This window comes from Paenibacillus sp. J2R1T-4, from assembly GCF_059692235.1.
In genome coordinates this window covers 134,817-151,623 of record NZ_JCAUBA010000006.1, presented here as the reverse complement: position 1 = coordinate 151,623, position 16,807 = coordinate 134,817, and the positions used below count along the sequence as shown (strand labels likewise).

Here is a 16,807-nt window from a genome sequence, read left to right as displayed (position 1 = left end):
CCCGGGGGGGTTGTAGATGTTGATGATTAGGGAGGAGGGAGCTTCGAATGGCGAACGATCAACATACTGGATTAGAGACAGAACTGACACTGGATCAGGTCAAGGAACAGCTTATTGAACAAGGAAAGAAACGCTCTTCGTTAACTTATAAGGATATTATGGAGAAAATGGCTCCATTTGACCAAGACCCGGAGCAGATGGATGAATTTTTTGAACACCTTTCAGAGCTCGGTATTGATGTAGGGAATGAAGCCGAAGATGGGATGGCTCCTAATCAAGAAGATGAGCATGATGAATTCCATTTGGATGACGATCTGTCCTTGCCGCCTGGCATCAAGATTAACGATCCGGTACGGATGTACCTAAAAGAAATTGGACGCGTTCCATTGCTGTCTGCTGATGACGAGATCGACTTGGCTAAGCGCATTGAGAAGGGCGACGAAGAAGCCAAACGCCGGTTGGCGGAAGCGAACTTGCGGCTAGTAGTCAGTATTGCCAAACGATATGTAGGTCGAGGCATGCTCTTCCTGGACTTGATCCAAGAAGGCAACATGGGGCTTATTAAAGCCGTTGAGAAATTTGACTTCACCAAGGGCTTCAAATTCAGTACTTATGCCACATGGTGGATTCGTCAAGCGATTACACGCGCAATTGCTGACCAAGCACGGACGATCCGTATCCCAGTGCATATGGTGGAAACGATAAATAAGCTGATCCGAGTTTCTCGACAGCTTCTGCAGGAATTAGGACGCGAACCTACTCCGGAAGAGATCGCAAAAGAGATGGATTTAAGCACGGAAAAGGTTAGAGAAATCATGAAGATTGCACAGGAGCCTGTATCGTTAGAAACTCCAATCGGGGAAGAAGACGACTCGCATCTCGGGGACTTCATTGAGGATCAAGAAGCATTGGCGCCAGCTGACGCTGCAGCATACGAGTTGCTCAAGGAACAGCTCGAAGACGTATTGGATACATTAACTGAGCGGGAAGAAAACGTACTGAGACTTCGTTTCGGCTTGGACGATGGCCGGACTCGCACATTAGAAGAAGTAGGCAAAGTATTCGGCGTTACGCGTGAGCGGATTCGTCAAATCGAGGCAAAGGCCCTTCGTAAACTTAGACATCCTAGTCGCAGCAAACGATTAAAAGACTTTTTGGAGTAATAGTATCAAATGTTGAGACCTTCCTGCTTGCAGTAAGGTCTTCATTTTTACCTTTATCACTGTGCGATGTCTAGGAGGAAAATAGAACCATGGATTCGGAGAAACGCAAGCTGATCGTTCGAGAAATCGAGCATTGGCGAAGAAGTAAGCTTCTTCCTGAGCATTATTGCGATTTTTTGCTTAACCTGTACATGGATGAGACGGTGGAACGAGAGAAAAAAGTAGGTGGTGTATCGGTTCAAGCGATCCAAAACAGCAGATGGTATATATGGCTCCTAATCTTTGGATTGATTACCGCTTTTTTCTTTCTTGCCCTTCATTTTAACTCTTTTCCAATTCCAATGCAAATCCTGTTTTTAGGAGTTGCAGTACTAGGTTGTTACGTCTCCGGCCTTGTAATGAAAGGGAAAAAGCCCCTATTGGCTTATGTTCTAGTCGGTGCTGGTTCGGCTTCACTGCTTGGTCTGGGTGTCCTGCTTATGCAGTTTTATGATAATGATGATCCCATTCTGATGATTGCTTATGTTGCCTTCTGCAGCTTAATGTGGATTGTGATTGGCGCTGCGGCGCGAATGAACATATTTCAGTTTTGCGGATGGATTGGACTAATGCTGGTGTATGCATGGTTGTTGCAGTCTAGAGATATGGAATCGACTTGGATTAACGCACAGCTTAGCTGGTTACCATTCTGTGTCTTGTTCGGCTGGGTTGGTTGGCTGTTTCAAATCAGGAAGATGCCATCCGGCTCCATCATGCTGCTGGTTAGCTTCGTTCTCTTATTAACACCAGAAATATACGGATTCTATATGTCGGGATCGATTGATCCTTGGTTCCAAGGGTCTTTGTTCGTAAAGTTAGCGGCGTTAGGAATGATCTTGTATGGAACACGAAAAAAATGGATTGAGTGGGTTGCTTAATGGTTAAATTATCAAATCGATTACAAACAATTGCGCATCAAGTGCCGAAGAATAGCCGTCTGGCTGACATTGGTTCTGATCATGCGCTATTACCTGTTTACTTAATACAGCAAGGAAGAGTGCCTTTTGCGATTGCGGGGGAAGTGAATCCTGGTCCTTTTGAGGCTGCTGGGAGGCAAGTTAAAGAGGCAGGCCTTGCAGAGCAAGTCCAAGTGAGGCTAGGGGATGGACTGCAGGTAATTGAACCTGGTGAGGTTGAGGCTATTACGATCGCAGGGATGGGCGGCGCATTAATTGCTCACATACTGGAGCAAGGGAAACAGAAGCTTAAAGGCGTTCATACTCTAGTGCTTCAGCCTAATGTCGGTGAAGATCAAGTAAGACGATGGTTAGTGCTCAATGGATGGAAGCTAACGGATGAGATCATCCTGGAGGAAGACGGCAAATATTATGAAATTCTAACTGCAGCTAATGCTGCAAATGAAATCGATCAAGAGTCGGTAAAATCGCCGTATGCACCACAAATGTTGGAATGCGGGTTGACTGTTGATGAAGCATTATTGTATCGTATGGGACCCTACTTATTGCAGAAGCCCAATGATGCTTTTTTTGCCAAATGGCGTTCCGAGCTTGCGAAAGCGAATGTTGTCGCCAGTGAAATGGCTCGATCGGACTCAGAATCAGCCAAACAAAGAAGAGAAGCTTTATTGGAAGAAATAACCAGAACCGAGGAGGTGTTGGCATGCTTGCGCATGGGCAGACCGTAATTCAACTGTTCGAGCGAATGGTGCCGAAGCAGCTGGCAATGCCTGATGACAAAATCGGTCTCCAATTAGGGACTCTTCAGAAATCTATTCCTGCTGTGCTCATAGCGCTTGATGTCACGGACGAGGTTGTAGACGAGGCTATCCGCTTAGGGGCAAATCTTATTATTGCTCACCATGCTATCATTTACAGGCCTTTATCTAATCTCCAGACAGATACCCCTGCAGGACGTCTTTACGAGAAACTGATCAAACACGATATTGCTGTCTACATTGCTCACACGAATTACGACGTGGTTGAGGGCGGAATGAATGATCTTATGGCTGAAGCGCTTGATCTGACCGTAACCTCACATCTGGAAAGCATCCATACAGAGAAGCTGAAGAAGTTGGTTGTATTCGTCCCTAAGACCCACCACGAGATCGTCCTGCAAGCTCTGTTCCAAGCTGGGGCTGGACACATCGGGAAGTACAGTCATTGCAGCTTTAATCTGGACGGAACTGGAACTTTCATGCCTGGTGCGGATACAAACGCGTTCATAGGACAAGTGGGTAAGCTTGAAAATGTGGAAGAAGTGAGAATAGAGACCATCGTTCCGGATTTTCTTGAAAAGAAAGCTGTTCAGGCCATGCTGAAAGCTCATCCTTATGAGGAAGTCGCGTATGATCTGTATACTTTGGACCGAAAAGGCAGATCATTCGGCTTAGGCAGAGTGGGAACGCTGCCGACGACTGAGACATTGTCGGCTCTTGTCGAGCGTGTCAAACAGGCTTTTGAAGTTCCATACGTACGCGTAGTTGGCAATCCGGATAAAGAAATTCGCAAAGTCGCTGTTCTTGGCGGATCTGGGAGCCGTTATGTGAGGCACGCACAGTTTGCAGGAGCGGATGTTCTTGTAACAGGAGACATTGACTATCATACAGCACATGATGCTTTGGCTGCTGGAATGGCCATCATCGATGCGGGGCATAATGCTGAGAAAATCATGAAACCAAGTGTGACAAGGAGATTGTTGGAAGCTTTAGAGAAAGAGAAGTACTCTACAAAAGTTTTGGCATCTCAGATGAATACCGAACCGTTCCGTTTTGAATGAATAGGTCAAAATGGAAGTAATACTTAGTTGCGTACAAAGCCAGTGTCAGGTATACTAGCAAATAGAATTCGGAAAGCTTGACAGACAATCGCCGGTGCTTAGCACGGGAGGAAAGTCCGGGCTCCACAGGGCAGGATGCTGGATAACGTCCAGTCAACGCGAGTTGAAGGATAGTGCCACAGAAATGGACCGCCGATGGCGCAAGCGCTCGCGCTTGCGATCAGGTAAGGATGGAACCGTGGTGTAAGAGACCACGAGGGGATATGGTGACATATGCCCTGGTAAACCCCATCTGGAGCAAGACCTAAGAGAACGCAGCAGGCTTCGGCCTGCAGCCTTAGCCCGAGGTGCGTTCGGGTTGGTCGCTTGAGCTTGTCAGCAATGGCAGGCCTAGATAGATGATTGTCGCTTCAACAGTGGGAGGGGAATGTGGTCCCCGTATACACCACCAGAAGCACAGAACCCGGCTTACGGCAAGCTTTCCGATCCACCACACATTTTATAGCATGAAATCACTCTTGATGGTTGTATATGCATACAGAAGCCGCCCAGAACATGGGGCGGCTTTTTAACGATCCTTCCGGGAAATTCAATCGTTGTGCACGCGGCATAACCAAAGAGGGTCTGCCGGAGTTAAACAAACTCCAGCAGACCCTTTTTTTACTGTTTGAAAAACAATCTGATATACAGCAGAAGTTATTCCATATTCTTATATTTCTCGGCGATTCTAAGGAGCATTCGATCGACCCAATCCGACTGGGAGGATAAGGATTGGTTACCTTGATCAGCCATTTCGAGAGCTTTCGTTACATCGATTTGGCCGTATCCAAAATACTTATCTTTTCCGGCTGTACCTAAGTCGCTGGCCGATTTTCGCATAATGTCCATCACTTCTGTATTCTTAAGCAATGGATTCACGGAGCGAATTAGCGCAGCTAATGCTGTAACATGCGGGCTTGCCATTGAAGTACCGGATAAAGCCGCATATTGATTATGTGGATACGTACTGGCGATGTTAACCCCTGGAGCAGCTACATCGATGTAATCCCCATAATTAGAGAAAGAGGCTTTTTGTTTAGCACTATCTGTAGCTGCTACCGCGAATACTTCCGGATAGGCAGCAGGAAATCCTGGTTGTTCCGTGTTATCATTCCCGCTCGCGGCAATCAGTACAACGTCCCGGTCATAAGCGTATTTAATCGCATCATGAAGAAATTTAGCCTCCGCATAATTACCCAGGCTCATATTGATCACTTTTGCACCATTATCAGTGGCCCAGATAATTCCTTGGGCTACCGAATATGTGCTGCCGGCTCCAGTTTCATCCAATACCTTGATTGGCAAAATTTTGTTATACCAGGTCATGCCCGCAACACCCTCACGATTGTTCACCAAAGCAGAGATTACCCCAGCTACATGTGTGCCGTGCCCAACATCATCCTGAGGATCGCTGCCTTCACTAACCACATTGTATCCTGGCAGGAGCTGCGGTTTTAGATCGGGATGATTGAGATCTACCCCTGTGTCAATTACACCGACAATAATCTCCTGATTGCCTCGATTGATATCCCAAGCAGGTATTGTACCGATGGCCGGTAAATTCCACTGATATTTTTTGAACAAAACATCATTGGGTTCTGTAGCTGGGACTTCTTCATTAGTCATATATAGAAAATGGGGCTCAACAAAATCAGTATTCCAGTTCGTGAAATATTTCATCATCTGCTTCGTTTCCATCTGGTGTGAGCGGAATACATACGTGTTACCAAGCTTCCGCACCGGCTCGCCTCCAAGCTCCTGTTGAATTCGGGCAAGCTCTGCTTGGGAAGGATCGACCTTAAATTTGACGACTACTTCATTTACATGATAATGGCTCGTCCCTTCATTATCTTCAGGGTGATCTACACGGACATCCCTCAACGTGTCTGAGTCGACAGATTCGATCTTATATCTATTGTCGCTTGGATAAGGCACTAACCGTAGATCTTTTTTTAGACGAACCTCAACCTTGCGTAAGAGGTCTTGATGAATAAGGCCGACAAGAGCGGCTTGACCTTCTTCTGAAGGAACACCTAATACGAAATATAACTCATCCCCCGAGCCTATAGCGTCAGACTGGAAATGCTGTTTCTGATTCACCTGTTGCCTGGCTTGTGCAAGCAACGTTTCTGCTTTCTGCTTCACACTTGCTGGAATTGTACCTTCACTGACTTGTGGAGCGGTATTCCCAGTGCTCTCCTTCAACCACTCTACATATTGAATATGTTCATGCTCCTGCTGTAGTGAAGTCAAAGCAAACTTGACATGTTCTGGCAAATCCGTCTGTATTTGATGAAGGGCTGCTTGGAAATCAAGCGTGCATTGGGAACGGCAAAGTTCGTCTGTGAGCTGCACATCTTGTTGAAGCATGGATTGTTTGATTTGCATTTCTTGAGCAGCATTTGGATTCTCTACATCAGAATTGCGACCCGGATTTGATCGATTGTAATTGGTTGCGAACACAATTAACCCGAATAATGCCACGACGGACAACACCGCACCAGTCTTTCTCATGACAGCCTCCAATAAGTGAAATAGTCTTGTTACTTATTAAGGTGAGGTATCCGAGGCGGATTTATGCATGGGGTCAACAATAGCACAGCTTGAAATTGTATCAGGATAAGCTTACTTTTCATTTGAAAATATGGTAGGATAAAAGTAATGCACTAAAAACAATCAGGAAGTTGGCAGGCGACACTGATTGAGGGAGGGTCATAAATGGTATTGCATCAAGTAAAAAATTTATGCGAAACATCACGTACCAAATTAAAAGAAGCCATTGCAAAGATGGAACTTTTCTTAAATCACTACAGCCTGCCCCAGTTAAGCGTGGAGAACGATCCCGCAATGGAGGAGTTCTACCGGGGGTATTTGTCTGATGTGAGGCATTTGCTTGTATTCTGCGAAGTGGCTTATGAGAAGCTCGGGATGAACCTGCGCCGCCCACACTTCAATGAGGATTATGCGGAAAAGGTCCTTTACGATGTGTATCACAATTGCGTGAATGGCTTTTATTACCCGAAGAATGAATGCTACTCGGAAGATGGTCGGTATGCCTACACGGGTCAAGATGCGATAAGATTCCGTAAGAAGCCTAGCCGTGAATCCCGTAACTTAACAATTGAGCTGTCTAAGATTTTTGAAGAATTGCGCGAAGACCTTACGTATTATGAGACAGATTACATGACACAACGCCGTATGCAGGGAGATCGGATGAATTGATCCGCTAATGCCCCGGTAAGAGCCCCGAACCTCGATGGTTCGGGGTTTTTATGTTGCTTTATTCAACTTTTATACAGCACTCCCTTTTCCAATCGTTCCTAAGGATATCTCCGTGGAAGAGGGGGTAACTTGTTAATGGGGGTGATTGACGAATGGCAAAGCCAATCGTGAAATGCAGTGTATCCAATTGCACATTCTGGGGTGAACAGAATCAATGCAGAGCCGATTCCATTATGATTGAAATTGACAGCCATGCATCAGCCAAGTTCAATGCGGAGTTTGCTGGAGAGGGTTTTGATACGGAGCATCAGGATGTTGCAGACAAATCCTCAAGCACTTGCTGTCACACGTTCAAACCGAAAACCTAGGGAGGGATTTCAATATGGATGTGGAAAGCAGAGATCAGAATTCAAAGGAACAGCACTTTAAGCATTCAGAGGTTGAGATGGAAAGAGAACGCCACAAACACAAAGAAGAGTATGCTGTGGAACTGGCTGCTGCACCTTTGTTAATGAAGCAGAAAGAATTGAATTCGCCTGAGGATGATCGTCCGCATGATCATGTTAAGTCTGTTGATCATGTGGAGGAACACAGCCCGAGCCGTACGATCGGATGGGTAGCCATGACGCTTGCCATCATTTCCTTGTTTTTCTTTCCTGTTTGGTTGGGGGGAAGTGCTATTGTACTGGGAATTATTGCTTATGTCCGTGGAACCCGAGCATTAGGTGCTTGGTCAGTAGTTATTGGAGGAATATCAGCACTGTCCTATATCGTCTTAATTCCAGGCTAGAATTTCTCATATAAGCAGTTGGATAAAATTGGATCTTTATTGGGCTGCCTCTATAAGAGGGACGGCCTTTTTGTTTTATAGATTTTCTGTTGAGATCACTGTTCGAATGGAATAAAAAGGTGTACAATGGTTACAAACTATGTCTGGGAGTTGGCTCTTGCAATGAATAGCATTGATCCAAGGTATATGAAACAGCTGCTTCAAGCTCAACTGAAGCCAGATCTGGATGGCTTATTGTCCAAAACGGCATCCAGCGAAGAGAAGATGGACTTTGCGAGCCTCCTGGGAAGCTTGCTTACCCTCACGGACAGTGAGAAGCAGCCTGCAGGATCATTATCAGCTTCTGCATCATCACTGGCTTCTATAGCATCATCCATTCCTTCATTCGGGCTTCAGAAATTGACAACGGCACCTCCTGCGATTACACATAGCTCCGCAAGCTCCTATGATGACATCGTTCAACAAGCTTCCCTCCTGTATGGGGTGGATGCCGAGCTGATCCATTCCGTCATCAAGGCAGAATCCGGGTACAGATCCAGTGTAGTTTCCTCAGCAGGCGCCAAAGGTCTTATGCAGCTAATGGACGGAACAGCCAAACAGCTTGGAGTAACGGATTCATTCGACCCGACACAGAATGTGTTCGGCGGAACTCGTTATTTGGCCTCTCTGCTGCAACGCTATAATGGGAATGAAGCTGTAGCGCTTGCTGCTTATAACGCAGGTCCTGGAAGAGTCGACTCACTAGGGATTCGAACAGATGAACAACTGAAGTCGAAGATGAATCAGCTTCCAATGGAAACGCAGAAGTATGTTGCAAATATTTTATCCAACCGCAATAAGAATGGACTTCCGCTTTGATTAGTTATGCCTTATTGGATGGATTGTACGATAAGACATGAGCTACGGTCATGGTTCGCCTCATTCAGCTGTCGAGGGCGAACTTGATCGTCTTTTGTTTTTTGTCCCAAATAATGATGAAGGAGGCTTCCTTGTGTACACCTATTACTTTGATCACTGTGCCACAACACCTCCTTATGCTGAAGTTACGCAATCAATGATGGAGGTTATGCAGGCTTACTTCGGTAACCCGTCGTCTATCCATGGCGCAGGCTTAGAGGCAGAGCGGCTGGTGTCCAAGGCGAGAGCGGTTATTGCCAAATCTCTGCAAGCTCAACCAAGTGAGATTGTATTCACTTCCGGCGGGACTGAGAGCAATAATTTGGCTGTAAAAGGCGCTGCTTTTGAATATTCAGGGAGGGGCAAGCATATAGTCTCTACGGAGTTGGAGCATTCGTCTGTCTTCGAGCCCTGCAAGCAATTGCAGAAATTAGGGTTCGAAGTAACATTTCTGAAGCCGGATGCCAACGGATGTATACTAGTTGAAGATGTACAAAATGCGATCAGGAAAGATACTTGTTTAGTAAGCATCATGCAGGTGAACAATGAAATGGGAGCCATCCAACCTATTCGTGAAATCGGTAATCTCCTGAAGCTGTATCCGCGCATTGTATTCCATGTTGATGCCGTTCAAGGCTTCTCCAAAATACCTGTTTGGCCTGGTGAATGGGGAATCGATCTGTTGTCTGTATCGGCACATAAGCTTCGCGGCCCCAAAGGCATCGGCTTTCTGTATGTGCGTGACGGGATTCGCCTGCAGCCGCTCCTAGCGGGGGGAGGACAGGAACACGGATTACGCTCTGGGACTGAGAATGTTCCTGCAATAGTCGGAATGGCTAAAGCAGTACGTATGAGTACGGAAGGAAGAGCAGCAGCGTCCGCCCATATGCTCAAGTTGCGAAGCCGGTTATTGAACCGACTGGCCGACAATCCATCTATTCGGATAAGCGGGCATGAATCGGATGAGAGAATGGCGCCTCATATATTGCATTTTACGGCTCCAGGATTGAGATCTGAAGTAATTGTACATGCACTGGAAAAAGAACATTTCTTCATCTCGAGCAAATCAGCCTGCGCTTCTGGCGAGGTTGAACCGAGCAGGGTGCTGCTGTCGATGGGAATGGACCCGGATCGAGCTGCAAGCGGAATCAGAATTAGTTTTTCAGCAGACCAACAGGTTGAAGAGGTGGATCAGCTTGCGACTGTGTTGAACCGAGTCATAGAGGAGTTGGCCAAGTTATAGTGAACAGAGATCTAATCCTTCTCCGTCTAGGAGAGCTTACATTAAAAGGCAGGAATCGCTATCGTTTCGAATCTCAAGTTATGCAGCAGCTGAAACGCCTGCTTCAGCCATACCCGTCTGTAACCGTACGCCAGGAATTCGGCCGAGTGTACATAGACCTGGGAGAATACGCATTTGAACCAATCGCTGCAGAGTTATCGAAGGTGTTCGGGCTTCACTCCTTCAGTCCAGCCATTCGTTGCGGCTTAGATATGGATGAGATTAAACTGGCCGTTCTGGAGTCCATGAACAGCTTAAGAGTCAAGCCCGAAACGTTCAAAGTAAGTGTCAGACGAGTCAATAAAGACTTCCCCCTTGACACCTATGAGCTAAATCGATTGCTAGGCGGAGCTATCCTGGAGAGCATTAGCGGATTGAAAGTGGATGTACACAACCCCGAGTTGGATATTCGCGTCGAAATTCGGGACAAGGAGACGTTAGTATTCTCGGAGGTTTTTCCAGGGCCTGGGGGTTTCCCGCTTGGCACGAATGGCAGAGCAATGCTCCTGCTGTCTGGCGGAATTGATAGTCCAGTGGCAGGTTGGCTGGCTATGCGCAAAGGCCTGAGGATAGAGGCTGTGCATTTCCACAGCTATCCGTTTACCAGCGAGAGAGCCACAGATAAGGTAATCGAGTTGACTCGAGTTCTAGCTCAATATGCAGGAAAAATAACTCTGCATCTTGTTCCTTTCACAGATATTCAAACCCGACTAAAGCAGGAATGCCATGAGAATTTACTAATTACACTCATGCGTCGAGCCATGTTCCGTATAACCGAGCAATTGGCGGAACGACAAAACGCATTAGCGATTGTGACTGGCGAAAGCCTCGGTCAAGTTGCCAGTCAAACACTGCCGAGTATTCATGTAATTGGCAAAGATGTAAGTATCCCGATCTTGAGACCTCTCATTACGATGGACAAGTCAGAGATCACGAAGCTAGCCGAGCAAATAGGCACTTTTCCAATATCCATTCTTCCCTATGAAGATTGCTGTACTTTATTCGTGCCGAAATCTCCTTCAACCAATCCGAATCTCACAGTAGTGGAGAGGCAGGAGCAAAAGATGGATTGGCTCCCAGAAGCCATTTTGTCCGCTATCGCCCAAACGGAGACCCGATATATGGCCCCCGAGGCAGAGGAAGAAATAGATCGATTGTTCTAAATTCATTCTATTATTTAGGAGGCGCACAGGTCATGGAATGGTTCATGCTGTTCTTGCAAATTATGTTAATCAATATTGTACTAAGCGGTGATAATGCTGTAGTTATTGCTCTTGCTAGTAAAAACCTGCCAATCGAGCAAAGGAAAAAAGCAATTTGGTGGGGAGCATTCGGTGCTGTTGCTCTCAGACTGATCCTTACCGTTGTTGCGGTTGTTTTATTGAAAGTGCCGTATATTCAGGCATTAGGCTCCATTCTGTTACTATATATCGCGATCAAGCTGTTAATTGAAGATGAAGGAACGGCCAAGGTGAAAGAGGCGAGTTCTTTAGGTAAAGCGGTTTGGACGATTATTATCGCAGATTTAGTCATGAGTCTTGATAATGTGCTTGCCATTGCTGCCAAAGCAGAAGGAGATATTACTGTCATTATCCTCGGGATTGGACTTAGTATCCCGATTATCGTCTGGGGAAGTACCCTCGTCATGAAGCTCCTTCACAATTATCCTATATTCGTTTATTTGGGAGCGGGTATACTGGGCTATACGGCCGGTGAAATGTTCGTAGGTGATCAAAAGGTGGACCATTATGTGTTACACGATATTGAAATGTTCCATTTCCTTCTGCCGATCCTTACTACTATTGTTGTGATTGCAGCAGGATTAATCAAGAAATGGAAATCAAGGATATCAACGGTTTAGGAGTTATCTATTTTCTACGAAATGCACCCTCTAGCATTTTTTGTCTCTTTTCGATAAAATAAAGCTAATTATGTCGCATTCGGTAGGGTGCGACGCTATTCGGGAGGGGACGCAATTGACTAATAATCGGTACTCCATTGGTATCATCATTGTAGCGGTGGGGATCCTGTTATTGCTAGGCAGAATTGGTTTTTTCGGCTTCATTTGGGGATTATTGTGGCCGGTGTTCATTCTTATTCCCGGTATTTTACTGCATATGCTGTATTTTGGAAGGATGCTGCCTCCTGCTGTTCTTATTCCAGGCGGGATTCTAGTTGTGATATCGACACTTTTCTTTTTCTGTAATTTGGTTGGGTGGTCAGCAATGGAGTATTTGTGGCCAGGATTCATCTTTGCCGTCTCCGTAGGGCTTTACGAATTCTACTTATTCGACAATAGCAAACCAAGAGCGGCTTTGACCGCCTCCATTATTTTAGCCATTTTATCCGCATTGTTCTTCGGCATGATGATTATGTTTACAGTAGGGATCTACATTATTGCTGCTATCCTGATTATTGGAGGAGCCTTTCTCATCATGAAGCCGCGACGCTCCTGGTGATAAGCAACCGAGGCTTTACTTGCGTAATGTCGAAAAAAGGAGTACAATAATTGAAGTGTGTCAAGCGTCGGCGCGTCGTCCGGCGCTTTCTTTTATGAAGCAAATGCACCACTCATATAGACAAAACAACATTTTGAGAGGATTGAATTTATGCATTCCAGAGATAAACTTCGCAACATCGCCATCATCGCGCACGTTGACCATGGCAAAACGACATTAGTAGACAAATTGCTCCAACAGTCCGGTACTTACCGGGAGAATGAACAAATCCAAGAACGTGCAATGGATTCCAATGATTTGGAACGTGAGCGCGGGATTACGATCCTCGCTAAAAACACGGCCATTAATTATAAAGATTATTTAATTAACATCGTGGATACTCCGGGCCACGCCGATTTCGGTGGAGAAGTTGAACGTATTATGAAGATGGTTGACGGCGTCTTGCTAGTTGTAGATGCTTTCGAAGGCTGTATGCCGCAAACTAAGTTCGTGCTAAGAAAAGCATTGGAGCAGAACTTGACTCCGATTGTTGTATTGAACAAGATTGACAGACCGAATGCACGTCCTGCTGAAGTAGTTGATGAAGTGTTAGAGCTATTTATCGAACTGGGGGCGAATGATGAGCAATTAGATTTCCCTGTCGTATATGCTTCTGCTCTTAATGGTACGGCAAGCAATGACCCTGAACAACAAGATGAGAACATGGAAGCTCTCTACCAAATGATTGTCAGCCATATTCCTCATCCTACAGAAGATGCTGAGCAGCCGCTTCAATTTCTGGTAACTTTAATGGACTACAATGAATATCTGGGTCGGATCGGTATCGGCCGTGTGAATCGAGGTATTATCCGTCAAGGTCAGACAGTAGCCGTAATGACTCGTGAAGGCGCAACTAAGCAAGGACGCATCGAGAAACTATTCGGTTTCCAAGGCTTGAAGCGTGTGGAGATTGAAGAAGCGGGTGCAGGAGACATCATTGCAATTGCAGGTATTAAGGAAATTAATATCGGTGAGACCATTGCCGATCCGTCGAATCCGGAAGCTCTTCCAGTATTGAAGATTGATGAGCCAACGCTCCAAATGACTTTCCTGGTCAATAACAGTCCGTTCGCAGGAAAAGAAGGCAAATGGGTTACATCCCGTAAACTTCGTGAACGTCTTTTCAAGGAAATCGAGACGGATGTAAGCTTACGTGTGGAAGAGACAGACAGTCCAGATGCATTCATCGTATCCGGTCGGGGTGAATTGCACCTAGGTATTTTAATCGAGAACATGAGACGTGAAGGCTTTGAGTTGCAAGTGTCTAAGCCTGAGGTCATTATTAAAGATATTGACGGCGTGAAGTCTGAGCCGCTTGAGCGTCTTCTGATCGACATTCCAGAAGATAGCATGGGCGCTGTTATGGAGAGTCTCGGTACGCGCAAAGCTGAAATGCTCAATATGACGAATAACGGAACAGGTCAAGTTCGTCTAGAGTTCCTTATTCCTGCGCGCGGGCTGATTGGTTACAGCACCTATTTCCTTACATTGACACGCGGCTATGGAGTAATGAACCATGCTTTTGATAGCTACGGTCCTTATGCGGGAGCCGGAGTTGGAGGTCGTCACACAGGTGTACTTGTATCCATGGAGACCGGTACTGCACGAGCATACGGTATATTGTCGATTGAAGACCGCGGCATTTTGTTTATCAGTCCTGGTACAGAAGTATACGAAGGGATGGTCGTTGGCGAGCACACGCGTGACAATGACATCGTAGTTAACATCTGTAAAGAAAAGCCGCTTACGAACATGCGTGCTTCGAGTAAAGACGACACTGTTAAGATTAAAACACCTCGTTCTTATTCCTTGGAACAAGCGCTTGAATACTTGAATGATGATGAGTTTTGCGAAGTGACTCCAAAATCGATTCGTCTACGCAAAAAAATTCTCAACAAGAGTGAGCGTGAACGTGCCGAGAAGAACCGTAAAGTAGCAGAAGCGAACGTATAATTCATGTAACAACATATAGAGAAAAGTCGCATAGGCCGATGCTGATCGGCCTTTTGCGGCCCTATTGGCAGGGAGGCCGATGATCTATGCAGAACTGGCTAGCCGAACATTTGTGGGTCACTTATTTGATTATCTACGTATTTCTCGTATACATTTATAATAAGGTTTTCCGCACGCGTAAACTCCCAGTACTGAAAGCAGCCATTGTATACATAATGATGGGAGTAGGAGCATTCATTCTACTGTTGTTCCAAGTTGACTTGGAGCTGCCTATCGTACTTTGTCTAGGTGTAGCAGTAGCACTGATGTTTATGGTTCGGATCCGTTATTGGGTAGAAAGCAGACAAAAGAAGTAATCTACTTTCCTTTCCTGCTCGCCGGGTGTCGGACATGTTGTTGAGAGGGCGGGGTGGGAATCCATGAACATGATGTGGTTGTGTCCAATAAATGGTCTGGAGCCATTCGTATTAGGAGCTGGACGAATTCCGTGTTTTCCGAGTGCGGAGCTGGATTCTTTTCGCAGCGAGCTAAGACGGATTCATCCCCGGTTGTTAATGATGTTCAAGGCAAATGTGCTGCTCGGGGAACCGACCGAATCCGATCTTTTCGCTGACAAAGCGGAGCGTTGTGGAATGGGGAAGGTTCCTTTTTCATTGGCTGAGAACAAGGAGATCCGCTTTGATACGCCCTCCCTCGCGCTTTCTTCATGTGCAAATGCGTTCATCGCGCGGCTCCTGCCGCAGGCTGAAGCTAGCCAGCTGATTGATGCAATGGGTCCATTAAAGTCAGCTGAGCAACAAATATGGCTTCGTGCGATGCAAGGCTGGATGCGTCAAGGAAAACACGTCATACTCATTCAGGAGGATCAGTTGATATGAAGCAAAGAGACGCACTCTACAATTGGTTACAGATGAAAATTGTTTCTGAGGAGCGCCCGGATGACGGGGCTGCTGAAGAGACATTGAGGTTCTTCGAGGAAATCCTGCGGGATGATCACCGGATAACTAATTTTATGGTTGACAGTATGGATAGTACAAGCATTACTGTTCGTTATGAATTAGACGGAGCTGCAGCACAAGAACGATTCGACCGTGAACTTGCGGAGCAACTGCTGCAGGAAATAAGTTCGAACCCCAAATATAATGAATAAGGGAAGGGGAACTCACATGCCCCCTGCACAATCTGAATCAACAACACTTACTCCAAGAAAAACTTCAAGAAAATCAAATCGGAAATCAAGATGGCTGTTGAAAACATTTCTTACTTTGTTCTCGATTGTTTTATTAGCGGGTCTTAGTTATGCAGGGTACTTATATATACAAATCAACAATGCCATTGAAAGTGTCGGCACCGATACTCCTGTTATCCCAGAGCAATCAGCTAAGAAGAAGCCGCTCACCGTTCTCCTGCTTGGTACAGACACACGTGCAGAGACGGGAAGCTTGAATACAGATGTAATCATGGTTGCTTCCCTGAATCCGGAGACGAAATCCGCAACTGTACTTTCCATCCCGAGAGATACCCAGATTAAGCTGTCTGGTGTAAAAACGAACAAAGCTAATGCGTTTTATGCAAATTTCATGGCAGCGGATAAGAAGACGGCAGATGCAAAAACGAAAGATTTGTTTGGTCGGTTTCTTAATATAAAAATTGATTATGTATCGAAGATCGACTTCAAAGGATTCGAGCAGGTCATAGACAAGCTAGGCGGTCTTACGATTGATGTTGATATGGATATGTGTTACACCGATCATGCGGATGGAACGAATATTAAGCTTAAAAAAGGTGTCCAGGAGCTTAATGGAGAGAAAACATTAGATTTTGTGCGTTACCGCAAGTCTAACTGCGGCACGGCAGAATCTAACGATATGGTGCGCAATGAGCGCCAGCAGCAAGTTATTGACAAGATGATTGGAAGTCTGAAATCCATAGAGGGTGTTCTCAAGCTGGGTCAGGTGATTGAGGCGATGGGCAACAATATGAAGACAGATATTCCTAGCGCCCAAATCAAAACGTTTATTGGGACATATATCGGGATCGATCGCGATAAGATAAATTATATTCATCTCGAAGGTGATTGGCAGAGCCCATACATCATCTTGAAGAATGAAGATATTAAAGCTGCGCAGACCGCTCTGAAATTAACACTTTCCGAACGTCAGTGATCTCGTTACTGGGCTAGTTATCC

The 16,807-nt window shown here is 45.8% G+C and carries 18 protein-coding genes and 1 other RNA gene; 18 read left to right on the top strand and 1 reads right to left on the bottom strand.

The window, feature by feature from the left end:
• The first annotated feature begins 47 nt into the window (after positions 1 to 47).
• The 5 genes from rpoD to rnpB all read left to right on the top strand — a co-directional run bounded on the left by rpoD (position 48) and on the right by rnpB (position 4,424).
• Positions 48 to 1,163: an RNA polymerase sigma factor RpoD gene (rpoD, locus tag AC58QD_RS12805; protein ID WP_497333715.1), complete on the top strand. Its 1,116-nt coding sequence runs from the start codon at positions 48 to 50 to the stop codon at positions 1,161 to 1,163.
• An 89-nt stretch (positions 1,164 to 1,252) separates the two neighbouring features.
• Positions 1,253 to 2,080 carry a hypothetical protein gene (locus AC58QD_RS12800; RefSeq protein WP_497333713.1) on the top strand — a complete coding sequence of 276 codons (828 nt, stop codon included), beginning with the start codon at positions 1,253 to 1,255 and terminating at the stop codon, positions 2,078 to 2,080.
• A complete protein-coding gene (locus AC58QD_RS12795) occupies positions 2,080 to 2,847 on the top strand; it encodes a tRNA (adenine(22)-N(1))-methyltransferase (protein ID WP_497333711.1) in 768 nt (255 codons plus the stop codon). Before AC58QD_RS12800 ends, AC58QD_RS12795 begins: the two co-directional genes overlap by 1 nt.
• A complete protein-coding gene (locus tag AC58QD_RS12790) occupies positions 2,823 to 3,938 on the top strand; it encodes a Nif3-like dinuclear metal center hexameric protein (RefSeq protein WP_497333709.1) in 1,116 nt (371 codons plus the stop codon). The genes AC58QD_RS12795 and AC58QD_RS12790 overlap by 25 nt, the downstream gene beginning before the upstream one ends.
• Positions 3,939 to 4,010: 72 nt before the next feature.
• Positions 4,011 to 4,424: RNase P RNA component class A (gene rnpB, locus AC58QD_RS12785), an RNA gene on the top strand.
• Between the two features lie 210 nt (positions 4,425 to 4,634).
• Here rnpB and AC58QD_RS12780 read toward each other — a convergent pair.
• A complete protein-coding gene (locus AC58QD_RS12780) occupies positions 4,635 to 6,491 on the bottom strand; it encodes a S8 family peptidase (RefSeq protein WP_497333707.1) in 1,857 nt (618 codons plus the stop codon).
• 204 nt (positions 6,492 to 6,695) lie between these two features.
• Here AC58QD_RS12780 and AC58QD_RS12775 point away from each other — a divergent pair, with 204 nt between their 5' ends.
• The 13 genes from AC58QD_RS12775 (at position 6,696) to AC58QD_RS12715 (ending at position 16,784) form a co-directional block, all read left to right on the top strand.
• A complete protein-coding gene (locus AC58QD_RS12775; RefSeq protein WP_497333705.1) occupies positions 6,696 to 7,199 on the top strand; it encodes a YpuI family protein in 504 nt (167 codons plus the stop codon).
• A gap of 152 nt (positions 7,200 to 7,351) precedes the next feature.
• Positions 7,352 to 7,567, top strand: a complete 216-nt coding sequence (locus AC58QD_RS12770; RefSeq protein ID WP_497333703.1) for a DUF1540 domain-containing protein — start codon at positions 7,352 to 7,354, stop codon at positions 7,565 to 7,567.
• A 14-nt stretch (positions 7,568 to 7,581) separates the two neighbouring features.
• Positions 7,582 to 7,989 carry a hypothetical protein gene (locus tag AC58QD_RS12765; RefSeq protein ID WP_497333701.1) on the top strand — a complete coding sequence of 136 codons (408 nt, stop codon included), beginning with the start codon at positions 7,582 to 7,584 and terminating at the stop codon, positions 7,987 to 7,989.
• A 162-nt stretch (positions 7,990 to 8,151) separates the two neighbouring features.
• On the top strand, positions 8,152 to 8,847 hold the full coding sequence (locus tag AC58QD_RS12760; RefSeq protein WP_497333699.1) for a lytic transglycosylase domain-containing protein: 696 nt from the start codon (positions 8,152 to 8,154) through the stop codon (positions 8,845 to 8,847).
• Between the two features lie 133 nt (positions 8,848 to 8,980).
• Entirely contained in the window at positions 8,981 to 10,129 is a 1,149-nt protein-coding gene (locus AC58QD_RS12755; RefSeq protein ID WP_497333697.1) for a cysteine desulfurase family protein, read from the top strand.
• Positions 10,129 to 11,331 (top strand): tRNA uracil 4-sulfurtransferase ThiI, encoded by a 1,203-nt coding sequence (gene thiI / locus AC58QD_RS12750; protein ID WP_497333695.1) that lies wholly within the window; start codon positions 10,129 to 10,131, stop codon positions 11,329 to 11,331. The genes AC58QD_RS12755 and thiI overlap by 1 nt, the downstream gene beginning before the upstream one ends.
• 32 nt (positions 11,332 to 11,363) lie before the next feature.
• On the top strand, positions 11,364 to 12,029 hold the full coding sequence (locus AC58QD_RS12745) for a TerC family protein (protein ID WP_497333693.1): 666 nt from the start codon (positions 11,364 to 11,366) through the stop codon (positions 12,027 to 12,029).
• A gap of 115 nt (positions 12,030 to 12,144) precedes the next feature.
• On the top strand, positions 12,145 to 12,627 hold the full coding sequence (locus AC58QD_RS12740; RefSeq protein WP_497333691.1) for a hypothetical protein: 483 nt from the start codon (positions 12,145 to 12,147) through the stop codon (positions 12,625 to 12,627).
• A gap of 150 nt (positions 12,628 to 12,777) precedes the next feature.
• Entirely contained in the window at positions 12,778 to 14,619 is a 1,842-nt protein-coding gene (gene typA, locus AC58QD_RS12735) for a translational GTPase TypA (RefSeq protein WP_497333689.1), read from the top strand.
• Positions 14,620 to 14,705: 86 nt separating this feature from the next.
• Complete coding sequence (locus AC58QD_RS12730) at positions 14,706 to 14,975, top strand: YlaH-like family protein (protein ID WP_497333687.1); 270 nt, start codon at positions 14,706 to 14,708, stop codon at positions 14,973 to 14,975.
• A gap of 63 nt (positions 14,976 to 15,038) precedes the next feature.
• Positions 15,039 to 15,497, top strand: coding sequence for a hypothetical protein (locus AC58QD_RS12725; RefSeq protein ID WP_497333685.1), 459 nt, complete (start codon positions 15,039 to 15,041; stop codon positions 15,495 to 15,497).
• The gene (locus AC58QD_RS12720) at positions 15,494 to 15,769 is read left to right on the top strand and encodes a hypothetical protein (RefSeq protein WP_497333683.1); all 276 of its coding nucleotides are present in this window, start codon (positions 15,494 to 15,496) and stop codon (positions 15,767 to 15,769) included. Before AC58QD_RS12725 ends, AC58QD_RS12720 begins: the two co-directional genes overlap by 4 nt.
• A 16-nt stretch (positions 15,770 to 15,785) precedes the next feature.
• The gene (locus AC58QD_RS12715) at positions 15,786 to 16,784 is read left to right on the top strand and encodes an LCP family protein (protein WP_497333681.1); all 999 of its coding nucleotides are present in this window, start codon (positions 15,786 to 15,788) and stop codon (positions 16,782 to 16,784) included.
• Positions 16,785 to 16,807: the final 23 nt, after the last annotated feature.